The sequence below is a fragment of the Vibrio sp. 1167 genome, from assembly GCF_033340375.1.
Lineage (GTDB): Bacteria > Pseudomonadota > Gammaproteobacteria > Enterobacterales > Vibrionaceae > Vibrio > Vibrio alginolyticus.
Genome location: NZ_JAWOWK010000001.1, coordinates 354,481 through 380,905 on the forward strand (window position 1 = coordinate 354,481; position 26,425 = coordinate 380,905).

The 26,425-nt window shown below is 44.8% G+C and carries 27 protein-coding genes; 9 read left to right on the forward strand and 18 right to left on the reverse strand.

Features of this window, described 5'->3' with window-relative positions:
- Nucleotides 1-114: 114 nt before the first annotated feature.
- Nucleotides 115-1,191: a nickel/cobalt efflux protein RcnA gene (locus tag R7Z78_RS01540; protein ID WP_104976474.1), complete on the reverse strand. Its 1,077-nt coding sequence runs from the start codon at nt 1,189-1,191 to the stop codon at nt 115-117.
- Nucleotides 1,192-1,326: 135 nt separating this feature from the next.
- On the opposite strand from R7Z78_RS01540, the gene rcnR reads away from it, so the two are divergent.
- The gene (gene rcnR / locus R7Z78_RS01545) at nt 1,327-1,599 is read left to right on the forward strand and encodes a Ni(II)/Co(II)-binding transcriptional repressor RcnR (RefSeq protein WP_005375370.1); all 273 of its coding nucleotides are present in this window, start codon (nt 1,327-1,329) and stop codon (nt 1,597-1,599) included.
- A gap of 266 nt (nt 1,600-1,865) precedes the next feature.
- On the opposite strand, the gene R7Z78_RS01550 is transcribed toward rcnR, so the two are convergent.
- The 6 genes from R7Z78_RS01550 to ltnD all read right to left on the reverse strand — a co-directional run bounded on the left by R7Z78_RS01550 (nt 1,866) and on the right by ltnD (nt 8,005).
- Nucleotides 1,866-3,359, reverse strand: coding sequence for a GntP family permease (locus R7Z78_RS01550; protein WP_005375369.1), 1,494 nt, complete (start codon nt 3,357-3,359; stop codon nt 1,866-1,868).
- Nucleotides 3,359-4,318, reverse strand: coding sequence for a D-erythronate dehydrogenase (denD, locus tag R7Z78_RS01555; RefSeq protein WP_017635260.1), 960 nt, complete (start codon nt 4,316-4,318; stop codon nt 3,359-3,361). Before denD ends, R7Z78_RS01550 begins: the two co-directional genes overlap by 1 nt.
- A gap of 61 nt (nt 4,319-4,379) precedes the next feature.
- The gene (otnI, locus tag R7Z78_RS01560; protein ID WP_047101720.1) at nt 4,380-5,156 is read right to left on the reverse strand and encodes a 2-oxo-tetronate isomerase; all 777 of its coding nucleotides are present in this window, start codon (nt 5,154-5,156) and stop codon (nt 4,380-4,382) included.
- Entirely contained in the window at nt 5,156-5,803 is a 648-nt protein-coding gene (locus R7Z78_RS01565; RefSeq protein ID WP_005385078.1) for an aldolase, read from the reverse strand. The genes otnI and R7Z78_RS01565 overlap by 1 nt, the downstream gene beginning before the upstream one ends.
- 11 nt (nt 5,804-5,814) lie before the next feature.
- The gene (gene otnK, locus R7Z78_RS01570) at nt 5,815-7,071 is read right to left on the reverse strand and encodes a 3-oxo-tetronate kinase (RefSeq protein ID WP_033906866.1); all 1,257 of its coding nucleotides are present in this window, start codon (nt 7,069-7,071) and stop codon (nt 5,815-5,817) included.
- A gap of 25 nt (nt 7,072-7,096) precedes the next feature.
- Nucleotides 7,097-8,005, reverse strand: a complete 909-nt coding sequence (gene ltnD / locus R7Z78_RS01575; protein WP_033906788.1) for an L-threonate dehydrogenase — start codon at nt 8,003-8,005, stop codon at nt 7,097-7,099.
- A 274-nt stretch (nt 8,006-8,279) separates the two neighbouring features.
- Here ltnD and R7Z78_RS01580 point away from each other — a divergent pair, with 274 nt between their 5' ends.
- Nucleotides 8,280-9,038 carry a DeoR/GlpR family DNA-binding transcription regulator gene (locus R7Z78_RS01580; RefSeq protein WP_033906787.1) on the forward strand — a complete coding sequence of 253 codons (759 nt, stop codon included), beginning with the start codon at nt 8,280-8,282 and terminating at the stop codon, nt 9,036-9,038.
- A 178-nt stretch (nt 9,039-9,216) separates the two neighbouring features.
- Here the strand turns inward: R7Z78_RS01580 and R7Z78_RS01585 are convergent, their stop codons facing one another.
- The 6 genes from R7Z78_RS01585 to ppiC all read right to left on the reverse strand — a co-directional run bounded on the left by R7Z78_RS01585 (nt 9,217) and on the right by ppiC (nt 16,271).
- On the reverse strand, nt 9,217-10,971 hold the full coding sequence (locus tag R7Z78_RS01585) for an ABC transporter permease subunit (protein ID WP_104976473.1): 1,755 nt from the start codon (nt 10,969-10,971) through the stop codon (nt 9,217-9,219).
- A 4-nt stretch (nt 10,972-10,975) separates the two neighbouring features.
- A complete protein-coding gene (locus R7Z78_RS01590; RefSeq protein WP_005441857.1) occupies nt 10,976-12,490 on the reverse strand; it encodes an ABC transporter substrate-binding protein in 1,515 nt (504 codons plus the stop codon).
- Nucleotides 12,480-13,328, reverse strand: a complete 849-nt coding sequence (locus tag R7Z78_RS01595; protein WP_104976472.1) for an ABC transporter ATP-binding protein — start codon at nt 13,326-13,328, stop codon at nt 12,480-12,482. The genes R7Z78_RS01590 and R7Z78_RS01595 overlap by 11 nt, the downstream gene beginning before the upstream one ends.
- Before the next feature lie 20 nt (nt 13,329-13,348).
- The gene (locus R7Z78_RS01600; RefSeq protein WP_104976471.1) at nt 13,349-14,110 is read right to left on the reverse strand and encodes an ATP-binding cassette domain-containing protein; all 762 of its coding nucleotides are present in this window, start codon (nt 14,108-14,110) and stop codon (nt 13,349-13,351) included.
- A gap of 171 nt (nt 14,111-14,281) precedes the next feature.
- Nucleotides 14,282-15,586 carry an MATE family efflux transporter gene (locus tag R7Z78_RS01605; RefSeq protein WP_104976470.1) on the reverse strand — a complete coding sequence of 435 codons (1,305 nt, stop codon included), beginning with the start codon at nt 15,584-15,586 and terminating at the stop codon, nt 14,282-14,284.
- Nucleotides 15,587-15,929: 343 nt separating this feature from the next.
- Nucleotides 15,930-16,271, reverse strand: coding sequence for a peptidylprolyl isomerase PpiC (gene ppiC, locus R7Z78_RS01610; RefSeq protein WP_080276970.1), 342 nt, complete (start codon nt 16,269-16,271; stop codon nt 15,930-15,932).
- 215 nt (nt 16,272-16,486) lie between these two features.
- Here ppiC and R7Z78_RS01615 point away from each other — a divergent pair, with 215 nt between their 5' ends.
- On the forward strand, nt 16,487-17,401 hold the full coding sequence (locus R7Z78_RS01615) for a chemotaxis protein (protein WP_033906782.1): 915 nt from the start codon (nt 16,487-16,489) through the stop codon (nt 17,399-17,401).
- Between the two features lie 80 nt (nt 17,402-17,481).
- Here the strand turns inward: R7Z78_RS01615 and R7Z78_RS01620 are convergent, their stop codons facing one another.
- The 4 genes from R7Z78_RS01620 to hutW all read right to left on the reverse strand — a co-directional run bounded on the left by R7Z78_RS01620 (nt 17,482) and on the right by hutW (nt 20,609).
- On the reverse strand, nt 17,482-18,018 hold the full coding sequence (locus R7Z78_RS01620; RefSeq protein WP_033906781.1) for an ATP:cob(I)alamin adenosyltransferase: 537 nt from the start codon (nt 18,016-18,018) through the stop codon (nt 17,482-17,484).
- Between the two features lie 97 nt (nt 18,019-18,115).
- Nucleotides 18,116-18,646: a heme utilization protein HutZ gene (gene hutZ, locus R7Z78_RS01625; protein WP_005375331.1), complete on the reverse strand. Its 531-nt coding sequence runs from the start codon at nt 18,644-18,646 to the stop codon at nt 18,116-18,118.
- Between the two features lie 56 nt (nt 18,647-18,702).
- Nucleotides 18,703-19,206, reverse strand: coding sequence for a heme utilization cystosolic carrier protein HutX (hutX, locus tag R7Z78_RS01630; protein WP_005385051.1), 504 nt, complete (start codon nt 19,204-19,206; stop codon nt 18,703-18,705).
- Between the two features lie 32 nt (nt 19,207-19,238).
- Nucleotides 19,239-20,609, reverse strand: coding sequence for a heme anaerobic degradation radical SAM methyltransferase ChuW/HutW (hutW, locus tag R7Z78_RS01635; protein WP_104976469.1), 1,371 nt, complete (start codon nt 20,607-20,609; stop codon nt 19,239-19,241).
- A 160-nt stretch (nt 20,610-20,769) separates the two neighbouring features.
- On the opposite strand from hutW, the gene R7Z78_RS01640 reads away from it, so the two are divergent.
- The 6 genes from R7Z78_RS01640 to R7Z78_RS01665 are packed head-to-tail and all read left to right on the forward strand — an operon-like array spanning nt 20,770 to nt 25,351.
- On the forward strand, nt 20,770-21,516 hold the full coding sequence (locus R7Z78_RS01640) for an energy transducer TonB (RefSeq protein ID WP_104976468.1): 747 nt from the start codon (nt 20,770-20,772) through the stop codon (nt 21,514-21,516).
- Complete coding sequence (locus R7Z78_RS01645) at nt 21,516-22,214, forward strand: MotA/TolQ/ExbB proton channel family protein (protein WP_005385044.1); 699 nt, start codon at nt 21,516-21,518, stop codon at nt 22,212-22,214. Before R7Z78_RS01640 ends, R7Z78_RS01645 begins: the two co-directional genes overlap by 1 nt.
- Nucleotides 22,211-22,624: an ExbD/TolR family protein gene (locus tag R7Z78_RS01650; RefSeq protein WP_005375322.1), complete on the forward strand. Its 414-nt coding sequence runs from the start codon at nt 22,211-22,213 to the stop codon at nt 22,622-22,624. The genes R7Z78_RS01645 and R7Z78_RS01650 overlap by 4 nt, the downstream gene beginning before the upstream one ends.
- 28 nt (nt 22,625-22,652) lie before the next feature.
- Complete coding sequence (locus tag R7Z78_RS01655; protein ID WP_005375320.1) at nt 22,653-23,522, forward strand: heme/hemin ABC transporter substrate-binding protein; 870 nt, start codon at nt 22,653-22,655, stop codon at nt 23,520-23,522.
- A gap of 9 nt (nt 23,523-23,531) precedes the next feature.
- Entirely contained in the window at nt 23,532-24,569 is a 1,038-nt protein-coding gene (locus R7Z78_RS01660) for a FecCD family ABC transporter permease (protein WP_054578656.1), read from the forward strand.
- Nucleotides 24,569-25,351 carry a heme ABC transporter ATP-binding protein gene (locus R7Z78_RS01665; protein ID WP_005385036.1) on the forward strand — a complete coding sequence of 261 codons (783 nt, stop codon included), beginning with the start codon at nt 24,569-24,571 and terminating at the stop codon, nt 25,349-25,351. Before R7Z78_RS01660 ends, R7Z78_RS01665 begins: the two co-directional genes overlap by 1 nt.
- Before the next feature lie 112 nt (nt 25,352-25,463).
- On the opposite strand, the gene R7Z78_RS01670 is transcribed toward R7Z78_RS01665, so the two are convergent.
- Complete coding sequence (locus R7Z78_RS01670; RefSeq protein ID WP_005385033.1) at nt 25,464-25,925, reverse strand: TetR/AcrR family transcriptional regulator; 462 nt, start codon at nt 25,923-25,925, stop codon at nt 25,464-25,466.
- Nucleotides 25,926-26,425: the final 500 nt, after the last annotated feature.

Below are 26,425 nucleotides of genomic sequence, written 5' to 3' on the forward strand. Positions count from 1 at the left end.
GCAGCGATGTCAGATCGAGTGATTCTCAATCAAGAATCGGCAGCAAAATATGCAAACCAAGGCATGAAGCCATTGCCCATAAAAAAGAAAGGAAAAAAATCTTTACCACAGAGTTTAACTCGTCAGCGATATGTATCCATGCATACCCATGTATAAACCAACTGCACTGATCAAGACGCCCGATAAGTAAGGAGCTCGACGTGCAACATCATTCAAACCGCTCCATTTAGATGTCGCTTTTTGCACGCCCACTGCTGCCACAACGCCAACAGCAACCAGAGTCAAGGCTAAGCCAATACTGAATGACACAACTAAAGTCGCACCAAGAGTCATTGCCTTAAGCTGCAAACAGATAAGCAAAACCGTTACCGCAGCAGGGCATGGAATCAAACCGCCCGTTAATCCAAACAGCAGAATTTGCCCATTCGTCACGTCTCGATTCTCAAAGCGTTTTTGAATGTCTAAAGCGTGAGCGCGTTCGTGAGCATCTTGATATTCCTTATCTTCGTTTTCTAAATGAGAACCAGGACGAAAATGTACATCAAAGTCATGGGTATGATCATGGTGCCCGATGATCAAAGTGACAGAAAGTCCATTAGAGACTTCAATGCAAGACGCCGATTCCAAGTATCCATCACGCTCTATAAAGTGATAAATATCAGCAGGTTGATAACCATCACTCGATAGCGAAACCTTGATACCTTCAGCAGTTAAAGGTTTACCGCTGAGTGTTCGCAACTGGAAACGGTGATGCTCCCCTTCCTCTGTAATCGAAAGCGAAACATGCCCATGTCCTGTATCCACAACTTGCGTCGTCCAATCGCGAGCATGATCCTGAGCTTTGTTCCAAGCTCGCTCATCGCTCCATGTTCTCCAAAACATCCATACGCCGGTTGTCACGATAATGACCCCAGAGATAAGTTGCATCCATGGTTCAGCCGCTTCAGCGGTGAATTTCTGGCTAATATACATCCCGCCAACAGCGATTAACCATACAATTGCAGTGTGAGAAAGTGTGGCAGCTAAACCCAGCATCACGGCTTGTTTGACCGTTCCTTTCACAGCGACAATGAACGCCGCCATCATCGTTTTAGAGTGCCCAGGTTCTAAACCATGCAAAGCGCCAAGCAAAATGGCACTGGGAATAAAGAACCACCCATTACCTTGTTGTAGTAACGCGACAAAATCCATTGTTGTTCTCTGTTGTTGATTCTAATTTATCGCAAACTATACTCCCCCCTAGTATTAAATACTACCCCCCAGTATAAATTGAGTGCTACATTATCAGTTAGAATAACTCGGCCCGTAACTTAAAGAAGATAAGACATGTCGCATACAACCAGAGATCAAAAGAAGCTCAACACTCGAGTCAGTAAAATACAGGGTCAGGTGAATGGACTTAAAAAAATGCTGGAAGAAGAGCATGAATGCCAAGATGTGTTGCAGCAGATTGCCGCTATTCGGGGAGCAGTAAATGGTTTGATGCGAGAAGTAATTAAAGGTCACTTACTTGAGCACGTTGTACTTGAGGAAGACAAAACTCAACGTGAAAAAGATATGGAAGTCGTATTAAAAGTACTGGACTCTTATATAAAGTAACCCTACTTCGCTAGAGTAAAGTCACTAGGGTTACACTCGAATATATCCTTTATATGTAATCGCTTACTAAGCGGGAAATAACAATTCCATTTCATATTGATTAAGTTGAAAATGGAACCTATATCGGTTCAAGTTAAATAGTTTATTTATAAGAACTAAAACGGCCCAAACATAGGGCCGTTCATATTATTAAAAAACTCTAAACTATCTGATAAAAATACATATTGTGATAGGTTTTTACTTTATGGAAGAGTACAAGTAAACCTTTATACCTCTTGTAATTCGACGTGCTTAGCGCTGTAAGATTTTGTAAATGCAACACACCCCAAAAGTACAGCAAGTGGTAACACAGGATCAAAGATTGAACCATGAGATCCGAAGAATAAGTTAAGAATCATGACTAATGAACCACCAATAGCCCAAGCAATTGTTGTTGGAATAGTCCAAATAATGAGTTGTTTCTTAACCTCAGTCACCCCCATTAATCGATTAACAATATGGAATAGCGAGTCATTAAAGTAGCCAGCAAATAGAGATCCCATCGTAGCTGCCGTCGCTGCGAATAAAAGGTTAACGTCAGGAATATTCACTAAAACTGGGGCAGATATAGAAGCAGCGGTTATCATGGAGACTGTACCAGAGCCCTGAATAATACGAACTAACGTCGCAATAATAAATGGAATCATAACCGCAGAAATAGGAAGCCCTGCAACTTGGTTGGCAATCTCTGCGCCCGCACCCGTTTCACGCAATACGGCACCTAACGCGCCACCAGCTCCTGTTACTAACAAAATGATGCCACAAGTGGAGATTCCTTGTTCCATCTTTTCATTCGCTTCTTCTTTGGTAAGGTTATTACCCAATGTGTAAACCGCTAGTAACGTCGCTATTGATAGTGCAATAGTAGGGCTGCCGATAAAAGCGATAAATTGACCAAATGTTGTTGCAGTCAGCCCTTCGAAACCGAAAGTCCCCTCTAATAAACCCATAACTGATTTCGCAAGTATAAGTAAAATAGGGATAATAATTGGAGCGATAGATTTACTTAAAGATGGTAGGTCTTTCGCTTCTTTACTTGCAATGTACTCTTTGTGATCATTAATCAGTTGCTCACTAGACTTCGAGAAATGTTCGGTTGGAATGAATTCAGGAAACTGCTTTTCTAACCATCTTGCATACCAAACAATACCCATGACACAAGGCGCTGCGATCATCAAACCAAAACCTAACATGCTGGCAAGATCGACACCAAAGATACCAGCAACGCCCAAAGGTCCTGGAGTCGGCGGAATAGCGTGATGCGCTACGACCAAGCCGCCCGCCAGAGCAACCGTAAGCGTTAAAATCGAGCGATTGGACGTTTTTGACAAAGACTTCGCAATTGGATAAAGAATGATAAGCGCGCTATCCACAAAGATTGGGATGCTAACAATATAGCCAGTTACAGCAAGAGCGGCCTCTTCTTTCTTTTTTCCTAACCACTTTATAAAATTATAGGCAATACTTTCTCCTGCTCCAGAAGCCTCTAAAATAGCCCCCATCATAACGCCGAGACCGATGACAATCCCTATACCGCCTAATGTTCCACCAAATCCTTTGCTAACGGTCGCAATCGTGTCGTCAACACTTAACCCACCAATAATACCTGCGATACATGCCGCAATTAACATCGCAATTAACACATGTACTTTTGTACGTAATACAAGAAAAACAAGGACTGATACGGCTACTATTAGTCCAATTACTGAGGTTGGTAACATTAGACAATCTCCATATTGTTAACAGAAATAAATTGTTGTAATACATCCTTGAAATTACTGTCTGCTTTAAATCCAAGCTCCAGTTCTTTAGTACAATCAATTTTTTGTGGCCAACTACTCACAATACGATCAATACCCGCATCATGCTCATAGGTAATATAATTAGAAAGTTGTTTACCCATTAGAGTGTCCATTGTTTGAATCATCTCAGCTGGTGTAGTTTGAATACCAGGTAAATTAAGCGTTCTATAGGACAGATTATTTAACTGCTCATAAGGCATTAGCCCTGCATATTGAATATTGTCCACCACTCTAGACGGGCTCGATATCCAAAGTTTTAGCGTAGGGTCTACAGGACAATTTGATTCTTGAGCATTCAAAGGCTCACGAATAATTCCGCTTACGAAAGAGCTAGCGGCAAGGTTTGGTTTCCCAGGGCGAATACAAATAGTCGGTAAACGTACGGATACAGCTTTAACAAAGCCTTTACGGGCATAGTCGTTCACCAATAACTCACCTATAGCTTTTTGCGTCCCGTAGGATGACTGAGGATGAAGTGCTGTTATTGGTGTAATCGTTTCCGGAAGATCACCACCAAATACAGCTAAAGATGAAGCAAACGTAAAACGAATATTAGGGTTTACTTTACGGCAACGCTCAAGCAATAACTGTGTGGTCGTCAGGTTTACAGCTACGCCTAAATCAAAATCTTGCTCAGCATGGCTCGATACAATTGCCGCTAAATGAAAAATGTGTGTCGTTTCGGCAGTAATAACTTGGTCTATATTTTCTCGCTTTGTCATATCCATGACTAAAGAAACGACTCGGTCATCAATGCCCTCTAAGCGCGACTTTTGAATGTCGACAATAGTAATACTTTCAGCTTTGTTTTCTTTTAGTAGTGATTTGGCAAGTAGGGTTCCGAGAAAACCCGCCCCTCCAGTTATGATAATATTCATAGTCACGACCCTTTGTTTTTGTAATTGGTTTCAAGTTATTTATGGATAGAAATTAAAATTGTTATAGGTATGGTTTAACCCAACTAAGGCCCAGCTGCGTGCTATGCCTTGGGTTGTATTCACAACCGATCCAGCCTTGGTAACCAGAGTCATCCAAAACATTGAATAGGTGTGGGTAATTCAGTTCGCCTTCCGATGGTTCGTGCCTTTCAGGCACAGAAGCAATTTGAATATGGCCTGTGTATGGCGCCACATCGCGAATCAACGTACTCAGATCACCGTCCATAATTTGTGCGTGATAGAGATCGAGCTGCAATTTCACGTTTGGACGAGCCACTTGTTTGATGAGTTCCACCGCTTCACGTTGATGTGCAACAAAGTAGTTCGGTACATCGCGATTGTTGAGTGGCTCAATCATCAGCTCAACACCTTGTTCGGCAAACTTATCCGCTGCATAACGAATGTTTGAGATAAAGGTTTCAATATGCTGATCACGAGTGAAGCGTGAATCAACAATGCCAGACATAGCGTGAACCTTTTTACAGTTCAGTGCCTTGGCGTACATCAGCGCAGTCTCGACGCTCGTTTTAAATTCATCCTCACGCCCCGGAATAGCTGCAAAACCTCGTTCACCTGCATCCCAATCACCTGGAGGCATGTTGAATAACGCTTGCTCAAAACCAAACTGCTGTATCTTGCTTGCTAGTTCTTGCGCTTCGAATGCGTATGGGAAAAGGTATTCCACCGCTTTGAAGCCCGCTTGGTGTGCTTTTTCGAAACGATCTAGAAAAGGAACTTCTGTGAATAACATTGTCAGATTTGCCGCGAATTTAGCCATTACTTACCTCTCCCTTTTAGGTCTTGAATCTCAGTATCCGTTAAGTAGCGGATGTTGCTGTCTTTCAGAATGAACGCTAGCTTCGCTGTCTCTTCTAGCTCTTCTGCGTTATCCACTGCATCTTCAAAGTCCGTACCCGTGATCACTGGACCATGGTTCGCCAGGAGGAAAGCTCGGTAGTCACTAGCCCGTTGCGCAAGTTCTTCAGCAATCTGAGGGTCGCCCGGGCGCAGGTACGGAATCACTGGCAGTTCGCCAATGCGCATTACAAAGTAAGGTGTAAAAGCTTTGATGGCATTCTCGCGATCTAGACCTTCAAGACAAGAAAGCGCCGTCAAGTAAGTAGAATGCAGATGCACAATCGCATTACACTTTGAGTTATTTCGATAAATCGCCAGATGAAAAGCGACTTCTTTTGATGGCTTTTCACCAGAGATATGGTTGCCATCAATATCCACAACCGAAAGCTCTTCAGCAATCAAGCGGCCGAACGAAGAACCAGTTGGCGTTGCCAGAAAGTGTCCATTAGGCAGTTTTAGAGAAAGGTTGCCAGCGCCGCCAGTCGCATAGCCACGTTCAAACATAGAGCGCGCCATAGTGACCATTTGCTCTCGCAGTTGTTGTTCTGTCATCAATTCTTTATTCATCACAACCTCACCTATTCAAAAAACGACTGTGCTTTGGCAAAGAAGTGTTCATCGCCGAAGTTGCCCGATTTCAGAGCCAAAGAAAGCTCGCCTTCAAGTGACTTCACCCAAGGTACACCTGGTGCGATTTGAGGACCGATATGAAAACCTTTTACGGCTAGGCTTTGGGTTACAACCCCTGAGGTTTCCCCACCCGCAACGATGAAATTTTTCACACCGTGCTGCTGAAGTTTGATTGCAAGTTGGCTAAAGAATTGTTCAACCGCGTGACTTGAAGAATGCGCGCCAAACTCTTGTTGAATCGCTTTTAACGCCGCTGCATCTGCGGTTGCGTAAACCAGTGGTGCGAACTCGCTTTCGATGTTGGTCATGACCCAATCAAACACTTGATTTGAGTAATCTTCTTCCGTCAAACACGCCTTCACATCAATAGCAAAGTGTGGCGCTTTTTCTTTGTAAACAGCGACCTGTTGGTTGGTCATGACAGAACAAGATCCAGATAACACAACGGTTGGTGCCTTTTTAGGGTTCCCCTCTTGCTTCGCATCACTTTGATCTTCAAGGTTCTCTATCCAGTTCTTAGCAATACCCGCAGCCAAACCAGAACCACCAGTTACCAGTTTTAGAGACTTCGCCGCTTTGCCAAGTGTGACAAGATGCTCTGCATTGAATGCATCAACCACTGCATAGCGGTTGCCTTGTACTTTTAGCTCTTCAAAGCGCTCAATTACCGCTTTTGGACCTTGTTCAATTATTTGGAAGTTCACCAGGCCAGATTTGCCTTGAGATTGAGCATCCATCATACGAACTAGGCTTGAATCAGTCATTGGGGTCACAGGGTGATTACGCATACCTGAGTCGCTTAGCAAGTCTTGGAATACAAATAGATGGCCGTTGTAAACTGTGCGACCATTCACTGGTAATGATGGGCATACAATGGTGAACGCTTCACCTAGCTCTGCAAGCAGTGCATCCGTTACAGGACCAATGTTACCTTCTGCTGTGCTGTCAAACGTTGAGCAGTACTTGAAGTAAAACTGCTGACAGCCATTTGCTTGCAGCCACTTAAGCGCAGCTACTGAATCCTCGATTGCCTCATCTACAGGACAGGAACGAGATTTAAGACTGATCACGACCGCATCTGCGTTTACATCAATCTCTTCTTTTGGAATACCGTTAAGCTGAACTGTGCGCATGCCGTTTTCTACAAGAAAACCTGCGATGTCTGTTGCGCCAGTAAAGTCGTCTGCGATAACGCCTAATAACATCATTTTTTCTCCGTTTTACGTGCGCTTACTTCTGTTTGTTTTCTACACCTGGAAGCTCAATACCATCAAAAATCTTGATAACGGCACTGTCGTCTTCCTGGCCAAAACCAGCATTGCTTGCACTCAAAAACATGTTTAGTGCTGTGCTTGATAGAGGAAGTGGAAATTTGAGATCTTTTGCTGTGTCCGATACGAGGTTTAGATCTTTCACAAAGATGTCGACCATAGATTTAGGGGAGTAGTCACCATCAACTACATGCTTCATGCGGTTCTCAAACATCCAAGAGTTACCCGCTGCATTCGTCACCACGTCGTACATCAGGTCAAGAGGAATGTTTGCACGTGCCGCTAATGCCATTGCTTCAGCACCAGCTGCGATATGAACACCTGCTAGCAATTGGTGGATAATCTTCACAGTTGCGCCTAGGCCAATCGCTTCACCGATGTTGTAGACTTTAGCTGCCGTTGCGTTGAGTACTGGTTCAAGTGCATCAAATGTGCTTTGCGCTCCCGACGCCATAATAGTCATCTCACCTAATTCTGCTTTTGCAGCACCACCAGATACCGGTGCATCAAGCATCACAAGATTGTGTTCTGCCAATTTCGCTTCAATTTGTTTTGCGTCTTCTGCTGAGATGGTTGCTGAAACCATTACTGGCGTATTCGGCTTAAGCGCTGTAGCAAGACCGGTTTTGAACAAGACCGTGTTAACTTGAGCTACGTTCACAACAAGAACTAGAACCGAATCAAGCTTATCTGCAAACTCAACTGCATTTGTAGAAACAGCTTTTGCACCGAATGAACCTAACTCTTCAAGCGCTTGAGAATTTAAATCGAAACCATAGACATCTAGGCCTGCACGCACACATGACTTTGCGGCGCCCATTCCCATAGAGCCTAAACCGATAACACCTACAGATTGAACTTCACTCATAAAAACAATGCCTTCTGGTCTATTAAACTTTGTTAATTCTTGTTTGGTTGATGTGATTATATGTGAAGATTAATACTAAGACCTCGCTTTGAATCACATTTTTTCACACAAATTAACAATGTCGTGATATATACCTCTTTATGGGCAGAGATATTCCGAGCAGTTAACACAAGCGAAGGCTGTTCTTACAACGTTGAGAACATAATTCACAGATATTCACAACAAATGAAAAGATTGGTAGGATACTGAAAAACAAGAATATAGAAGTGAAACTATGATCCCAGCAGAACGTCAAAGAACCATATTATCCCTGTTATCACATCAAGAAGTGTTAAGCATTTCAGATTTAACCGACCACCTTGGCGTATCACATATGACCATTCGTCGTGATATCGTGAAGCTTGAATCCTCAGGTAAAGTCGTTTCTGTTTCTGGTGGAGTGCAACTCGCTCAAGCTCTACATTCCGAACTTTCCCATGATGCGAAGGTCGAGCAACAAGCGGATGAAAAAATTCAAATTGGTAAGCTGGCGGCTACGTTAATTGGTCAAGACGCTACGATTTACTTGGATGCGGGAACAACCTCTCTAGAAATCGCCCATCAAATAGCAAATCGTAATGATCTTTTAGTGATCACCAATGACTTCTCTATTGCTGCTTTCCTTATGACGCACAGTGAATGTGAGCTTTACCACACTGGGGGAAAAATTGACCGCGAGAACCAATCCACCATTGGAGGAAAAGTCGCAGAGTTCTTGAATGGGCTAAATATTGATATCGCCTTTATTTCGACTTCATCTTGGAGCTTGAAAGGCTTATCAACACCTAATGAAAATAAAGTCCTCGTTAAAAAAGCAATCATCAAGGCGGCACAAACCAATTATCTGATCTCAGACTCAACTAAATACGGTCAGATAGCGAGCTTTCATGCATTAGACATCGAGCAATTGGACGGAATTATTACCGATCGAAACCTATCCGAAGTGGTCACTAAAGAATTAACGGATAAAGGATTACGTGTGTATAAAGAGTAACACTACCTAAACATCTGAGTTCGCGTAACTTTTATACTCGTTAATTTATAGGTGCTTCCAATATACATAGACCGTGCTGTGTACTTTCTGGCAGAAAACACATCCTCTTGTTTTCTAAATTACCAAATTACTGATTACATCTGGGATATGGAAGCTCACTTCACTTTATCGCTGCTCGTCACTTGTCATCAAAAATCAAATTCACCGCAATTGCCATCAAAACTAAGCCTGAAATTGGCAGCAAAACACCTAATGGTGAGCGCTCTATGTAAGGCAAGTTTTCCGCAATCAATAAGCCCCACTCAGGTTCTGGCGGCTTAACGCCAAGTCCGATAAAACTCAGAGACGTCAGGCTGAGCGTAATGTATGGCAAACGCAGAAACGCGTGACGAATCAATGGCGGCAGCACATAAGGCAACAAGTAGTAACGGAGTACTCGCCACTGACTGGTTCCCCAAATGGGCGCAAGATGCGTGTAAGGCTGCGCTTTGGCTTCCATCAACAAACTTGCACAGTGCGCCGCTAATGGTGCCCATGACACCATAACAATCGCAATCAAGGCACTGTTTGGGTTCATCCCCGTTAGACCAGCAATCAGCAGACCCGCCACAATGTATGGCACACCTTTGGTGATCTCAATTAAGCCTTGGCTATAACGAGTCACGAAGCCGAGCAACAAACCAATCACCAAACTTAGGAACGTTGCGATGATGCCCATTTTGATTGTCGACATCATACCGCCGCCAACGCGAGCAAGCAGATCTCGCCCGACCGCATCGGCACCAAACGGTGCTGCTAAGCTTGGCGATTCAAGGCGGGTAAATTGGATAGTGTAAGGATCGCGCATTAACGCCCATCCCGCACAACCAATCAGCAAGGCAAAGATTGTCGCACTGACAATACGTTTGGTGGTGCTTTGGGTAAAACGGAACGTGCTGTGACTGCTGATCAGCTTGCCACTTGTGACACTGTGCCCGAGTAACCAACGTTGCAATAAGATGCTCGCACTGCTGATCAACATCGAGAACACCAGCAACACCAACAAGCCACCTTGCAGCATCGGCAGATCTTGTGACTTCGCCGCGCCTAAAATTAGTCGTCCGATACCTGGAATGGAGAACACCTGTTCCACAGCAACCGCACCGCCGGTTAAACCAATCACCGTCATTGCGATTTGAGGAATCAAGTTACTAACGGCACGCCACCAGGCAAAGCGTAAGATTTGAAACTGACTGACGTTCGCCGATAGCCAAGTGATCACCCAAGGCTCATCTAGTACACGCTTGAGGCTGTCATTGAGCAAGCGCCCGAACAAGCCAGCAGCAGGCAATGCCATTGCCAAACTGGGTAGCCAGAGGTTTTGCACACCTTGCCAACCATAAGGCGGGAACCAGCCCAACCAGATGGAAAACACCATGATCAGCAACGAAGCAATCACGTATTCAGGCAATGAAACCAACACCGAACTGAGCGTGTCATGATGCTTATCTAAACGATTCTGTTGCCAACGACGCACAGTGTAAAGCACACTCGCCATGCACATTACAAATGCCATGCCTAGCGCTGTAAGCATCAGTAATAGCGACGTTTTTGCGGTTTGTTGAACGCTCTCCATGACGGATGCCCCGCTCACCCAAGAGACACCTAAGTCACCTTGCATGGCAAGCGTCAACCAATCCCACAGTCGCTCAGCAGCGCTGCGGTCAAGTTGAAGATCTTCTCGAATTGCTTGCAGAGCTTCCGCCGTCAGCAATTGTTGAGCACCCGCACGGGCACGCAGGATTGATTGGCTTGGGTCAATACCTGCAATATCCGGCATCAAACCCACCAGCACAACCACTACCCCGAGTGACAGGAAGCGCGACAAAAAACGCGTAAACCATTCAGGCATACAAGCGCTCCAACGAGAGCGCATGTTGGCAACAGACGACATCGAGTTAGTTCACCTCAGTAAACTGGTCGATCAGGCGACGCTCACGTGGGTCACGTTGTGCATTCTTCACGCGATCACTCTCACCTTGGATTACACGCTCGTGAAGCAGTGGAATCACAGCGTATTGCTCAAGGATTTTGCTTTCTGCTTCGATGATCGCTTGTTGGCGTTTCTCACCCAATGGTTGACGATCAGCGTGTTTCAATGCTGCGTCCACTTCTTCAGAGCAGAACTGACCTAGGTTGTAAGAACCTTTACAGCTAAAGTCACTTTGCATGTACGCCACTGGGTCACCAGAATCCAGCACTGTTGCACGTGACAACAAGAACGCATCGAACTTACCTGCTAGTGCATCGTTTTCGATTTGTGCATATTCACGAACGTCTAGTTCAACCACAAAGCCAGCCGCTTCAAGTTGTTGCTTTAGCAGCACCGCTACTTCTGGCAACTCAGCACGGTCGGTAAATGTACCGATGGTGATCTTCTCACCGTTCGCGTGGCGCATTTCCATGGTTTCCATACGAGGGTTCGCGTCACGAATTGGTTGAGCCCATGCCAATGCAGGACCTAACAAACCTTTCGCTGAGTCGGCGTGGTTCTCGTAAACCGTTTTGATGATTTGCTCACGGTTAACCGCTTGAGCTGCTGCTTTACGCAAACCGAACTGGCTAAACACATCTGATTTATTGTTTAGGTAAAGCGTGTTAGTACGCGGCATTGCGACTTCGTGCAGCTGTGAAGATTCCATCATCGCGATTTGCGATACAGGAACCGCTTCAACGACATCCGCCTCACCGGTACGTAGTGCAGCAGCACGAGCAAAACCGTTTGGTACGTATTCAGCAAAAATGCTGTCTACTTTCGCTTTTTCGCCCCAGTACCCATCAAAACGCTTCAGTTTCGCGCTGGTTGTACCGTTGATTTCTGTCAGAACGAATGGACCGGTACCCGCATTGATTGGCACAACACGACCGTTTTCTTGGTATGCAGCACCAGAAAGGATCGCTAACTGTGGGCTAGATAGACGGCTTGGCAACAATGGATCGTTAAAGGTCGTTTTGATTTCAACAGTGAAGTCGTCCAGTGCGCGAACTTGCCATTCGATACCATCCAAAATACGTGGTTTTGGTGCGGCATCTAATGCTTTTTGTAGAGAGTTCACAACCGCGTTTGCATCAAGGTCAGAACCATCGTGGAATTTCACGCCCTTACGTACCGTAAATTGCCACGTCATCGGATCAACTTGTTCCCACTCTGTTGCCAGCATTGGCTCTGCTACCGACTGATCGTTGAGGTTCACTAGCGTTTCTGCTGTGCTCCAACGTGACAGTTTGAACGCGTCATCTGAAAGTGGCGACAAACCTGTGCGTGGTGGTTGCATCATGGCAACGCGAATTTCCGTTGCTTGCGGTGCAGCTGCTTTTTCCGCTTCTGGCTTGCTTTCGCCAGAGTCAAAACAACCCGTCAACAGTGCGCTTAAAGCCAGCGACAAAGCTAACTTGGGAGTACTAAGGTGCATAAGAAACCTCTCCAATGGTTTTTGTGAATTCATTACTTTTGTGTTGAGCGCTCATCAAGGCTCTCGTGATCAAGTGTGATGGGTTATTTGTCACGTTCTGTGCTGTGCCGTGCTCGACAACGCGTCCTTTGTCTAACACTAGGATTTCATCGCATAGGGTTTGTGCCGCATCGAGGTCATGTGTCACCAAAATCAGGCGCATCTGACGACTCTTTTGAATGCATGCCAACAGGTCGAGAATCTGTTTACGACTGACGGGATCTAGGCTGCTGGTTGGCTCATCGGCAACCAACACGCAAGGTTCGACAATCAAAGCTCTGGCGATAGCCACACGTTGCGCTTGCCCAACTGATAATTGCTGCGGGTTGCGATCCAGCAATGTGAGATCCAAACCGACATCCACCAAGACCTTTTCCACCTTCTCATTGAGCTCTTGCGTCAAACCAATGTTGCTTAGCGGCTCCAGTAAGATCTGGCGAACGGTGTAATAAGGATTCAAGCTCGATTGCGGCTCTTGCGGAATCAATTGAATGTGCTGACACAACTCTTGGCGCTGCTTAGCCGAGCTACGCGATAGCGGATAGCCACACACATACACTTCACCAGATGTGGGTTTACGAAGACCAAACAGAAGTTCAATCAAAGTCGATTTACCCGCACCAGAAGGACCAACAATCGCAATGTTCTTTGTGTCGATGGCAAGATCCAATTGTTCGAGCGCTTTAAACGGTTTGCCCCCTAACCAACTTGGTTTGGAGTAATAGTGAACACTGGCTTGCTCAAAGCGAACTTCCGCCGATTTAGGCTGCGTGTGCCCGCTCAAGTTGTGCTTAGTCAAAATAGGCTCCAGAGATGAAGTTAAGGCAGCAGTTGCGCAAGTTGTTGGCAGAAAGGATGCGAACTTTGCTGAATGGCTTGCCATGGTGCGCCATAAGCCACCATGGTGTTGTCCGCAATCACCAAGACTTTGTCACACGCCAAAGCCGCAGATAGATCGTGCGTGATCAACAAACCACTGATATTGCGTTGCTGAACACTACTGCGAAACAACTCGAGGATCTCCGCTTCGGTGATTGGATCGAGCGCACTGGTGGGCTCATCAGCGATGATCAAGTTGGCACTACCAAGCAACGCAATCGCAATACAAATACGCTGGCGCTGACCACCAGATAACTGGCTTGGATGCTGCGCTAATGCTGCTTTTGGATCCGCAAATCCGAGTTGAGACAGCAAGGTCGTCACGGTGTCTCGGTTTGCTGAAGACAAGCGCGTTTTTTTGCCCGTCAATGCCAAACACAGTTGTTGTTCGACAGACGCCAATGGATTCAGCGCTTTAAGTGCATCTTGGAAAATGACCGCGGGACGCTGCAATTGACTACGTTGCAGCATGACAGTTTGTGCGACTTCACTGCTGTTAAGCTGGATACTTCCGTCTACCCAAATATCAGACGGCAAAAAACCTGCGACGGCTTTCGACAACATGGATTTACCAATGCCGGAAGGTCCCATAATGGCAAGAACTTCACCTTGAGACAGCTCAAAAGAAATGTCTTTGAAGAGTGTACGCTCTGAGTCTGTAAGGCTGAGATTATTAACGGAGAGTATTGGTTGAGAAATCACGGCATAAACTAAATGTAATAATATAACATCACAAATAATATCATGCGGGTTAAAGCAAGGAAACCAGTCGGAAAGGTTATTTCATCACCTTTTTCAGATTTATCAACAAGGGCAGATGGCTCCACCCTTGTTATAAGAACATCTAAATTAGGTCGTTTGTGACAGTGTGAATTAAAGACACTTTTGTTTAACTTGACCGAGGTATCGAAACAAGAAGACAAAGCGCCCAACGTAGAACAAAGTGAATGCCAGCCATAAACCGTGGTTGCCCCAATATTGCACCGCAATCAATTGAGTCACTAAGAACAACACCATGGTTAGAAAGGTAGAGTTACGCACTGGTCGCGTCGTCCCTGTACCGGTAAAGATGCCGTAAAACGTAAGACCAAAACCAGCAACCAACGGGAATGCCAATAACCAAGGGCTCATGTCTAGATACAGTTCAACAAGGTTTGGCAAGGTGGTAAACAACATCACCACTTGGTGTTTGAACAGCACTAACAGCAAGGTCAAGACAACAACGAACGCCGCGGTCCATTGCGTGTTTAGCTTAATCACGTTATCAAGCAATGTCGGATTCTTCTGCCCTACCGCTTTACCTGCAAAGACGCTCGACGCGTTCGCTACACCGTCGAACATGTAGCTGACGATAAAGGTCACTTGCATCATGATTGCGTTCGCAGCAAGCACATCAGAACCAAGCTGAGAGCCTACACGCGCCATCATGTTGAAGAACACCAATAGACACACAGTACGAAGCAGCAGATCCATATTGGAAGACGCAATGACTTTGAGATCTTTACGCGTCATTTTTGCGGTCTGAATGTGATCAAACAGCGGGAAGCGACAGGTTTTCAACACCAGCACCGCACCAATAACAAACGTCGAGATTTGCGCGATAAGTGTCGCCACCGCAACACCAGCAATGCCCATATCAAAGTACAACACAAATACGATATCCAGCACGATGTTCAGAACATTACCAAACACTTGCGTGAACAAGGTTTCTTTGGCTTTCGCCTGCCCCATCAACCAACCAATCACGGTGTAGTTCAGCAGTACAAACGGCGCACCAAAGATCATGATATCGAAGTAAGTCTTAGCGTTTTCGGCCACGACTGCATCAGGGGAGATAATCAGCTCTGCCCCCATCCAAATCACGGACTGCAACGCAATGAAAATCAAGCCAAGGCAGAGCGAAAGCACGAAAGGACGCAATAAGCTACTCGCTTGATCCTCTGGGCTATTTTTACCTAATGCGATTGCACTTTGCCCGGTAGTACTGACGCGGAAGAAGCCAAACAGCCAATACAAGGTATTCATGATGACGGTGCCGATCGCTACACCACCAATCATCTCAGCCACACCGAGTTTACCGATCACCGCGGTGTCCACCGCCCCCAATAATGGTTGGGTAACAGTAGAAACGATGAAAGGAAATGCGATTTTAAAATAGTCTTTATGAGTCAGGGACATCTTAAATTATGAACAGGGTTAATTTTTATAAGGTCGCTATCATATGCGAATGGCGTCCGAACATGAACCAAAGTTCGCCAGCAAGGAATAGCATTGATAATTGATACAACCAGCAAACGTATTCTCATACCAAAGCTTGAAATAGGATAACGACTTATGAGAAAAGCCAAGTTAATTGCATATAAATGAGTTTCTAGTTTGGAAAGATTAGCGTTTGGTGGAGCATGGCAGATCAGAATGTATCTGCCATGTCATAACGGTAGTGATTGGTGAAAAGAGACCGTACAGATGATATTTAATGCTTGTGGGTTTCATCTGACAATGTTTAGGTCGATACCAAGCCTTATGTTCTGTAAAGCACCTTCACAACATGCCAACCGAACTTGGTTTTAACTAAATGCGGCGTTAACACTTCGCCAGAAAAGCACACTTTGTCGAACTGAGGTACCATTTGACCACGGCGGAATTCACCAAGGTCACCACCGCGTTTGCCTGACGGGCAAGTTGAATACTTCTTCGCTAATGTCTGAAACTTTGCGCCTTTTTTCAGTTGCTTGATTATGTCTTCCGCTTGCTCTTTGTGCTTCACAAGAATATGTAATGCGGCTGCTGTATTTGCCATTGATCTATCTCTCACTATTCTGGTCGCGCAAGTGTACCCAATCCTTTTTAACAGACCAAACATTTCTTAATAATAGCTCAGCGGTAAAGGCCCTAATACACGAGGAATATAAAATCGTCTACATAATGAGTTTAAAATACAAACAAGTTTTGCTCAGTTAATCACTATGTCTCTAAAAGATTGTCTAAAAAGCTCACATTTGTCTCTCCGATGGTTGAAGCCTTCGTCTGATAAGATTAGATTAGACACAATTCGGTGGTGTTTATAAGGTTATTTTCATGGCAAAAGTCATTAGCAAAGCGAATCAATCTCAGGGCATGTTGATGTTTAAGCTCACCCTGCAACAGAGTTTCGCTATCGGTACGCTAAAAGTCCGTGAAATCGTCCCGTACATGCCAACGACAAAGATCCCTTACTCGCATCATCACGTCATTGGAACCGTTACGATACGTAACTTAACAGTACCAGTGATCGATATGTCAGCGGCTGTTGGCTTTCGTCCTATAAGTGAAGAAGAATATAAAAGCTGCTACTTGATCGTGACAGATTGCTTGCGAACCGTGGTAGCTTTTATGGTTCGTAGTATAGAGAAGATCATTGAGTGCGATTGGAAAGCTATTGAAACGCCACCTCCGAGCGCTGGAAAAAATATTTTCGTGACTGGAATTACTCGCTACGAGGATAAAACTGTTCAAATGCTGGATGTGGAACTGCTACTTTCCAAAATTTATCCGCAGTACGAGAATTCAAAGATCCCAATGCTGACAGATATTGAGCGAGAACGCCTAAAAGCACTCAGTATTCTATTGGTGGATGACTCTTCCATCGCTCGTAAACAGCTGTGTGACGCACTCGATAGCATCAATATTGGGTATCAAATCTGTAAAAATGGTTTAGATGCATTGGAACTGATGAAAAGTGACGCTGCGGCTCATCGCCCAATTGATATTCTGGTCAGCGATATTGAAATGCCCGGATTAGACGGTTATGAATTAGCATTTGAAGTTCAGAATAATTCCTCTCTGAACCATTCATACCGCATTTTACATACATCGTTATCGAGCGAAATCTGTGTAGACAGAGCTCACCAAGTTGGCGCGCATGAGGCACTTGAGAAATTCAATGCAGGAGAACTAATCGAAGCGATGCTTCGCGGAGCAAAAGAGCTAGAAGCCAAAGCTATGACTTCTTAACTCTTATTGGACGAGTTGATTTGAGAATATAATGCAGTGCTTGTCCTATCCCTGATGCTCACATCCGCTAATTTCTCAGCTCACTTCTTTGGCATCGCGTAACTACGAGAAACGAATTCCGTCTCTTTGACTTGATGAGTATGATTAATATAAGAAGCTAGGCTGTAAAGTACATTCGCTAATAAGTTCGCGTAACGAAACAAAATAGGTGCGGGCTGCTTCTTACCTGTATGTTCAACGGCAACTAATGCTCGTACCGTTTTTTTAGCTTGGCAACGGCACAAATGCAATTGACTGGCTGCCGGGTGTCCTCCGGGTAGAACAAAGCCTTTGAAGCCACCATCAATGCGTTGCTTGAGCAAAGCATAATCGGCCTTTAACTCTTCAACTTCCGTCTCTGTAATCGCTAACTTTCCGCGAACCGAACCATTTAGATGATAAACATTAGGCTGCATTCTTGTCAGTATATCACGGCTAAACTCGTCCAACTCCATAGCGAGAACAAGGCCAATACGACTACAAAGTTCATCTGCTGTAATTTCAAAGTCACAAACCGGACTGTCCTCGTAAATAAACGGATAGCAAATCTCGCTCAATTCCTTGCTTACAGGTTTCATGCTTTTGTTCCAATATAAAAAAGGGAGTCAGTATAACCTAACTCCCTTTAAACGTTCATTATGCCAAATAATCGACATTCATATGATCGGTTTACAATCAGGCACTTTCGACTTTCTTGTGACCTTCTTGAAGGTGAACAAAATCGACTAAATCATCACCAGACACTTGATACGCCTGACCAAAACCTTTAACAAATAGCCCCGATTCTGGCTTTAAGTTGAACAAAACGAAATCCTCTAGCTGGCTTAGACCATCAATAATCTCACCAAAACGCTCTTTCATTTGTCCAACAACTTGTTGCCACATCTCTGTGTCTCGCTCAACTACATTTGCTACCGCATCAAAAGTTAAGCGCTTACGAGCAAACAGCTGCTTTGAAGACTCTTCATCTTCGATCATCATCAATGAAACATTTGGATTTTCTAAAAGGTTACGGGCATGACGAGCGATTTTAGAAATGAGAACGAAATAACCTTCCTGGTTTTGAACATAAGGCGCGTAGCTTACATTCGGGCGACCTTCTGCATCGACAGTTGCAAGCTGAAGTGTACGGCGCTCCTGACGAAACTCTTTGATCTCTGGCCCTAAACGACCTTGCAAACGCTCTTGTTTAACTTGTTGATCCATATTGATACCTGACTTTACTAATTAGTATTCGAGTTAAGCCTCGATTATGTTTGTGATTACTTTTTTAATTCGGCTTGTAGGGCGCGAAATGCGGTTACTTGCTCTTCAATCAACTCGCGCTTTTCGTTACGGCCTAAATAAACCTTGAAAATATTGCTTCCGCACTCCGAGAAAAAACCAAAATAGTGACTCTCTCTACCCATAAACGGTTTACTGACTAATGCGACATTTTTAACGTTATCTAATTTAAGGTGGCCGTGCAGTTCACCTTCTCTACCCATTAAATTGTAATAGCCACGCGCCACTTTTCCTTTTGGAAACGGCGCTTTAACTTCAAAGATAGAACCAAAAGAGTGGACGATGGTCGTCACCGGGCCAAAACCAACCAAACTTTCTAGGATGCTTTGCGCTTGCTCTCCTGGTGCAATAGCCACCATTTCCTGAGGTAGAGCCGCAACAACCTCAAACTCGGAAATGCCAAGACGCTCTGCCATCGCAGCTGGCAATAATTGTGGTTCTTGCTCTAGTAATACTTCAACTTGTTGCTTGATTGATTCCATTGTGTCTTCCGTTTTTGTTCAATTTGTTTTCATTAATTATTGGATGCTTTCGGTACGGTTTCGTTCATCTCCGACGTGAGTACCTGAATACAACTTTGAGCCAATGACACTGCCCAGAAGCTGCCTGCAAGAGTAAGGACTGCGCTACGTTCATGTAGTTGTACTAAGCCTTTCGCTTGCCACACTTTAAATAGAGGCAATAAAAACCCGAACGCGTCCTCTCCCATAAATGATGGAAGTTGATTTGCTTGAACAATGCCACGGTCAAACGCAGATTTGAGTGCAGAAAAAAGTGGTTCTAGAGGGCTTTGCTTCATCATCATCGCGATGGTGCTTTGACCTTCTTTGACCGCTTTAATATAGGTCTCTAGTGTGCGGTGTTGCATCATCCCGTAGCCACCGATATTACCTCCAGCACCACAGCCAATTGGCAATACCTCTGCATAAGTCTTGGCTAAACTATTGTATAAACTACGCTCGCGGTTATCGATTGCCCAATGGTTCACACTCAGTTGCTTCATATGGTGTTTGGCCATAAAGCTCACACCGAGCTCATACATTCCCGCTTTTTCTGGTGTGGTCGCAGGTGGCGGGATTTTTCCCTTTTCTACGAGGTTGAGCATGGGAGCTGACCCACCAACCACTAACTGATACAAATCCAGTCCGTGTGCGCCAGTCGAGAGGAAATCATTTAAATCTTGCTCTAACACTTCTTTGGTTTGATAAGGTAAGCCATAGAGTAAATCGATAATGACCGGAATTTTGTCTTCTTTGGCGATCTCGCTCACTCGTTTGAGGACATCTTCTCTATCATCTAAACGTTTTGCGCTGCGGCGCACTTGTGTATTAAAACTTTGCACACCAAAAGAGAAACGATTAAACCCACCCTCTAAAGCGCCTTGATACAACTCATCAGAAAAACGATTGATGCGACCTTCTAAGGTGATTTCGCAGTCTGCAGCCAAAGGAAAGTGGTCTCGGATAGCCTGGCCTAACACACGAACCTGTACTGGAGATAAATCCGTTGGCGTTCCGCCCCCGATATATACGGCGTGAAAAATACCATTTTGTGTCCAAGGTAATGCCGCTTTCTCTCTAAGCTCCTGCATTAATGCTTCAAAGTACTCATCAACCAGTGTGCGACTTGCAGCATTTTGAAAGAAGTTACAAAAAGTGCAACGAACGCGACAAAACGGAACATGAATATAAAGACAGCGCTTATTGGTCGCTTTAATTGAGTTAGCCGTAATACTCGAAAAAATCGCCTGTTGTTGAGACGAGGGCACAGGTACGCTCGCTCCCCCGGCATGTGCAGAATGCTTCTTAACAAAAGCAAATCGCAATGGATCAGGACTATCACTGCCCAACACTGATTCATCAAGCTTATCGATATCGACGCTCATATATACTCGCTTAACTCCCATCATGTAAGGGATGGAAGCTGATCTTAAAAATTCTGCAAGAATCATAATTTGAGCGTAATGATAATGCAATTGATAATTGATCTTATTTCCATTGTAAGTAATAATCTGCCCAAGTTTTCATAGTTTCCCGAGATATTCCGTGAACGTACAAAGATATGTCATTGCAGGAGGTGCTTCCCTTGCCATCCATGCCGCACTTCTTTTTGTTTCTCAAGAGACAAAGGTGTTCGCGATGCCGGCTGGAAACCCAGCAAGTTCGGTAAGTCTAAATCTTGTGTCTGCTCCTCCCGCTGTCGAAAAATCTACACCAGAAAATGTAGCGCCACCAAAAGAGCAGCAGCCTCAAGACCAACCTGAACCAGAAAAGAAGATTGTAAAAAAACAGGTCGTCAAGAAAGACGCTGTTAAGAAGAAGGTAGTAGAGAAAAAACCTGAACCGGTTAAACAATCTAAACCTAAAGCGGTCGAGCCCACCAAAACCCTAACAAAGCAAAAGGTTCAGCCCGAAGCGAAACCAAAGAAAAAAACGGAACCAGTGAAGAAAGAGACGGTAGCTCAACAATCCGCACCTGCGAGCCAATCCAAAGGGGCAACGTCTCAGCCTGTCTTGGTCGACAAACCAACGTTTGTGAGTCAACCAACACAACCCCGTTACCCAAGATCTGCACAGAGACGCGGTATTGAGGGTGTAGCCTTGTATGAGATATGGCTAGATGAGAATGGTCACCAGATTAAACAGGTTTTGATTGAGTCTTCCGGCACAGAGTCGCTAGATGCCTCAGCACTTCGTGCGATCAAACAGTGGCAATTTACACCACATATTTCAGGTGGGCTAAAAGTCGCTCACCGAGTACAAGTACCTGTTCGTTTTAAGTTGGATGGATAATGGAACAACTACAAGAATTACAAACTCAATTTGGGCTGATGACATGGCCTTTGATCATTTGCTCAGCTCTAACGGTGATGATCATCGCCGAGCGATTATTCCATGTGTTAATTAGCCTTGGTGTAGGAAAGCGAGCCATTCGCCAAAAGCTCACAGGATTAGACCCAACAAATGGGAGCGAGCTTGAAGCACTTGCTGAAGAGTTGTCGAATAAGCGGCCGCTTCTGTACCGTGGTGTTGCGATGTTGCTTGCTCATCATTCTTTCTCGAAATCTTTAAGAGAAGATGCCGCAGGTATTTGGCTGCAAGAAAAACGCCATCAGCTGCATTCCGGCCTTCGTTTGCTGACGCTGATTGGTGTCATCAGTCCTTTAATTGGCTTGCTTGGTACGGTACTTGGCTTAATTGACATGTTTAAAGGCATCGCGGTTTCAACGGGGAATATCACTCCGAATGATTTGGCTGACGGCCTAGGTCTTGCTATGCGCACCACTGCCGCGGGTCTCATTATCGCACTTCCTGCCATTTCAGGAGCGCAGATCATTGGTTTGTGGGCGGATCGTGTAATCGCCAAGCTTGAGCACACTTTAAACTACGTCAACTTATGGCTTGAAGGTATCTCGTTACAGCATGTCTCGCCAGACCACTCAAAAGTAACACTGCGCTCTTCTGAAAAGATTGAGGCTGCAACTCAATGATTAAAACACCACAAGAAAATAGTCGTAACGGTTTAACCCCCGATTTAACACCGCTGTTAGACATTATTTTTATCGTCATGGTTTTCCTGATGTTAACCGCAGCGGTCAAACTCGATTCATTAGACGTCAATTTACCGAGCACAGAATCTCAGGCTGTTGCAGATGTCGATAAGCAATCCATCACGGTAAATATTCTTAAAGACGAGCCTTACTGGGCTATTAACGGCAAGACATATATCGATTGGGACAACTTTACCCTCGCGCTGTTAGAAGAGAGTAAGTCAAGCGATAAACCGATTGTAATTGGAGCAGAAAAAACCGCGAATATTCAGTCGCTAGTACAACTTCTCGGCTTTTTACAAGAAAACGGAATTCAAGCAACTCAGTTACTCACTGAAGAGCCATCATAAAAATAAGTAAGATAGAGATCCTTTCAAAATGAAGAACACACGCATCACTATTCATGCTGTTGTCACGGCAGCTATTTCCCTACTTGCGAGTAGTCAACTTTTTGCCAATGAAACGCCATCCTCAGAGCGCGTTGTTAGCGCAGGCAGCGCCGTCACTGAACTCTTGCTTGAACTCGACGCTAAAGATAGCTTGGTTGCTATCGACGTCACCAGTCAATTACCAAAAGGAATGGAACTGCCTAAAGTGGGCTACCATCGTCGTCTTTCAGCGGAGGGGTTGCTCGCCTTACGTCCGACAAAAGTCATTGGTTCTGATGAGATGGGGCCGAAAACAACATTGAGCCAATTGAAATCGGCTGGCGTAGATGTAGAAATCGTTAATACTGATGCAAATGTCGAGGGCCTTTATCAACGTATTGATCAAATTGCGAACCTTATGGATCGCAAAGCTCAAGCTGAAAGCTTAAAGCAAGATGTCCAGGCGCAAGTACAAGCACTCAATGCAAACCAACCTGATCAAGCGAAGAAAAAGAAAGTGCTCTTTCTGCTGATCCATGAAGGGCGACCTGCAAATGTTGCGGGCTCACAAACGACACCCGATGCAATTATTCAACTCGCCGGCGGACAAAACCCAGCCGCTACACAACTCTCGTCTTACAAGCCTCTATCCACAGAAGCGATGGTAGAGATGCAGCCTGACGTGATTCTTGTTAGTGGTCGCAGCTATGAAACGTTGGGTGGTGCCGATGCAATTTTAAAAGCAATGCCGCTTCTTGCTGCAACACCCGCTGGAAAGAACAAAGACATCATAACGATTGATGGCCATGCTCTGGTAGGTGGTTTGGGCCTTAAAAGCCTTGCAGAAGCTAAACGCTTGAATGCACTGCTTTACCCATAGAGACATGACATGTTGTTAAGACGCATCCCCCTTTCAACGACGTTATCAGTGCTTAGTGGATTTTTAGCATTTATTGCTATCGCCTCTATTACCGTTGGCCCAATGAACATTAGCTTTGCTGACAGTTTGCGTAGCCTAACGGGAGGCAGTTCTGATCTCGCTCCTCACATTCAGTTGGTCATTAACGAAATCCGATTGCCTCGCACCATTTTGTGTATGTTCATCGGCGCCATTTTAGCAATTTGTGGTGTGGTTATGCAGGGCTTGTTCCGTAACCCATTAGCCGAGCCTGGTATCATTGGTGTGTCTGCTGGCGCTGCTCTTGGTGGTGCATTCGCTATTGTTGTATTTGCTGAATTTAGCCAAAACTATCCGCAACTAATGAACTTAGCGGCTCTGCCTCTTTTTGCTTTCATTGGCGGTGCACTAACGACTATTCTCGTTTATAAACTCGGCACAAGTAAGTTTGGTACCTCAGTTACAATTATGTTGTTAGCCGGCGTTGCCATCAGCGCGCTCTCGGGTGCTGCGATTGGCTACATGAACTTTATCGCAGATGATCAGATGCTGCGAGACTTGACGCTTTGGTCGATGGGCTCATTAGCTGGTGCAAATTGGTCAGGGATTGCTCTATCTGCTGTAACACTCGTCATCCTATTGCTCTGGTTTCAGAAGAAGTCGATGGCGCTGAATGCTCTGTTGTTAGGGGAATCAGAAGCAAGACACTTAGGAGTTCCGGTTCAAAAACTCAAACGTCAGCTTATTTTACTTTCTGCACTGGGTGTTGGTATTACGGTGAGCATCAGTGGTGCAATTGGCTTTATTGGGCTCGTGATTCCTCACTTAGGGCGCATGCTCGCTGGGCCTGACCATCGAACGCTATTACCAATATCTGCCTTAATGGGAGCACTGCTTCTTACTGCCGCAGATATGTTTGCTCGTGTTGCCGTGGCACCAGCTGAATTACCAGTTGGAATCGTGACCGCATTGATTGGCGCGCCCTTTTTCATCTACTTATTGTTCCAGCAAAAAGGGAAGATTTTGTAATGAACCAGATCGTTTTATCGGGGAAAAACATTTCGATGACGTATGGCAACCGTGTGGTGCTCGATGACATCAACATTGATATCCGAGCTGGTGAAGTGACCGCCCTACTCGGCCCCAATGGCGCAGGTAAAAGTACTTTGCTCAAGCTTCTATGCGGTGAGATCTCTTCGAATCATCACATCACCTACTTCGGTAAACAAAAGCATGATTGGGAGCCTGAAAAAAGCGCCAAACATATTGCAATGCTCCCGCAGCACAGCACCTTAACCTTCCCATTTCTAGCCAGAGAAGTAGTAGAGCTGGGGGCAATACCGCTATCACTGTCCAATAAAGAAACCACTAAACTGGCTTTACATTACATGGAACAAACCGACGTATTGCATTTAGCAGAAAGCCTGTACCCGTCTTTATCTGGTGGAGAAAAGCAACGACTGCATCTAGCACGAGTGATGACACAACTACATCAATCTGGCGAAAAACGAATCTTAATGCTTGATGAACCTACCTCAGCGTTGGATCTCGCCCACCAACACAACACGTTAAAGATTGCTCGTGAAACGGCAAAAGCACAAAACGCAGCGGTGGTTGTGGTGTTACATGACTTGAATCTAGCTTCTCAGTACGCAGACCGCCTTGTACTCTTGCATAACGGGAAACTAGTTTGTGATGACACGCCATGGAATGCACTAACGTCAGAGCGCATTGAGCAAGTTTATGGCTATCGATCTATTGTGACAAAACATCCGACGCTAGACTTCCCTCAAGTGCATGCCGCAGCATAAAGCGTATCTCCTCTAAGCCGTCTCTAAAACACTTTGATACGACAAAGGCCCGCAATATGAGAATTGCGGGCCTTTGCTTTGATAGTGGCAGAATTTGGTTCTTTAAAGGCTATTACTTGCTCATTTGGATCAATGATCGACCAATCAACCACTCAAGCTCTTTGTCACCACCCGCACCAAACTGGCTTTCAACCATTTTGTATAAGCGGTCAATACCATTAGCAGCAAATTCTTGCGCATTTTCAGCGGTGACAATGTGATGGAATAGCAGTCGTAAAATCGCGAGAAACTCAGCATCTTCCAGCGCTTTAATCCAACTTTGTGAAAATGCATTTAATCCTTTATCAAACTCTAAGTGTTCAATAAACATTTTAAAGATACGGCCATCCAGTGCGGCGGTGAAGTCCGTTTTCTTAGGGAAGTGATGGCTAATACCGGTACGCGATATACCTGTCTGCTGGCTTAGCGTCGTGTACGACATTTTGTCGTAACCTAATCTGAGTAGCTGATCAATAACGGCATCCATGATCTTTTGGATAGTGATTTCGGTATCTTCTTTACTACGCTTTGGCATATTTTAAGCTCTTCTCTTTGTAAATCCATCTAACTCACTATTAAATGAGGCCAGAATGAAATCATTCTTAGCATTATACCCGGCTCGCCGATGCGGTTCGATTAGCGAAAACCTAGAAATCAGGTTGCTAAGCGCTGCACTTGAAAGCGCTTTGGGTATATGTATTGCGACTATTTAATATCATGTCGAGTTCCAAACCATAACGTCTTTACACTGCGTAATGTGTAATTTTCAGTTATGTTTTTGTCAATACATGCTACTCAAAATAAGGCGAAAAGTTAGTCTCATCAAAACCTTGCGCCAATTATTCATCGAAACTATTCAAAGACCAAGAATGATAATTATTAAAAATAATCAATCAAGAAATAGTCTTATAAATTAACCATTAGTTCAACTGGACTGAGCAAAATCTCGTCACTATGTTCGTTAATTGATTTTAAATGTTGATATATATCACATTAACGTTCTTGATGATTTAGTAATCCAATCTTTAACCCTTA